This is a genomic window from Streptomyces calidiresistens (genome assembly GCF_014141525.1).
GTDB lineage: Bacteria > Actinomycetota > Actinomycetes > Streptomycetales > Streptomycetaceae > Streptomyces > Streptomyces calidiresistens.
In genome coordinates this window covers 1-1,186 of the sequence record NZ_VKHS01001178.1, presented here as the reverse complement: position 1 = coordinate 1,186, position 1,186 = coordinate 1, and the positions used below count along the sequence as shown (strand labels likewise).

At 72.9% G+C, this 1,186-nt stretch carries 1 protein-coding gene; it reads left to right on the top strand.

What is annotated here, in order from left to right; genetic code table 11:
• The first annotated feature begins 374 nt into the window (after positions 1-374).
• A complete protein-coding gene (locus tag FOE67_RS26240; RefSeq protein ID WP_182667313.1) occupies positions 375-1,142 on the top strand; it encodes an isoprenyl transferase in 768 nt (255 codons plus the stop codon).
• Positions 1,143-1,186 lie beyond the last annotated feature (44 nt).

The window sequence follows — 1,186 nt, the reverse complement described above, 5'->3', positions numbered from 1 at the left end:
CTTGCAGCTTCGTCGGCGGCGTCAGATGGGTATAAGAGACAGGAGGGGTGGACCCGGCCGGGGACACGCGACGAGGGGGCCGTGTCGGTTGCGGGCTTCCTCCCGGACATGCGTTACGGTGGAACTCCCCCCCTCGGGCCGGTCCGTATCCCCCCCACGGACCGGCCCGTTTTCCGTTTCCTCCCCCGGGGGCCCCTTCCGGTCGGCCGCGTGGGAGGCGTGCGCGGCCCTTTGTCTTCCGGTTCCGCCTCCCGCCCCGAGCCCTTCCGTTCCACCGGGGACGGGCCCGGCACCGGTCTCCGCGGCGGGCTCGGTCCCCCTCCGCCGGGTGTACTCTGACGCCTGGCACGGCACGGAGGGGCTGGACGAACGCGATGAAGAGCACGCTGCGCCGCTGGGCGGTCAGGTTGTATGCCCGGCGAGTCGGCGGGCGGTTGGACACCGAGCGGGTGCCCAAGCACATCGGGGTCATCCTGGACGGCAACCGCCGATGGGCCCGCGAGTCCGGCGGCACCGCGAGCCAGGGCCACGAGGCCGGGGCGGCGAAGATCCGCGAGCTGCTCGGCTGGTGCGCCGAGACCGAGGTCGAGGTCGTCACCCTCTGGCTGCTCTCCACGGACAACCTCAACCGTCCCAAGGAGGAACTGCTCCCCCTGCTGACCATCGTCGAGGGGGCCGTGCGCGACCTCGCCGAGGACGGGCGGTGGCGGGTGCACCACGTGGGGGCGCTGGAGGTGCTGCCCGAGCGCACCCAGCGGGTGCTGCGGGAGGCCCAGGAGGCCACCGCGGGGCGTTCCGGCATAGTCGTCAACGTCGCCGTCGGCTACGGGGGCCGGCAGGAGATCACCGACGCGGTGCGATCGCTGCTGGCCAAGCGCGCGGCCGACGGGGACACCCTGGAGCGGGTCGCCGAGACGCTCGGTGTCGAGGACATCTCCGAACACCTGTACACCCGGGGCCAGCCCGACCCCGACCTGGTGATCCGCACCAGCGGTGAACAGCGACTCTCGGGCTTCATGCTCTGGCAGAGCGCCCACTCCGAGTACTACTTCTGCGAGGTGCACTGGCCGGCCTTCCGGAAGGTGGACTTCCTGCGCGCCCTGCGCGACTACGCGGCCCGCCACCGGCGCTTCGGCCAGTGAGCCGGGGGCGCGGGGGAATCCCGGCCCTCCGGCCCCCTCCGCCC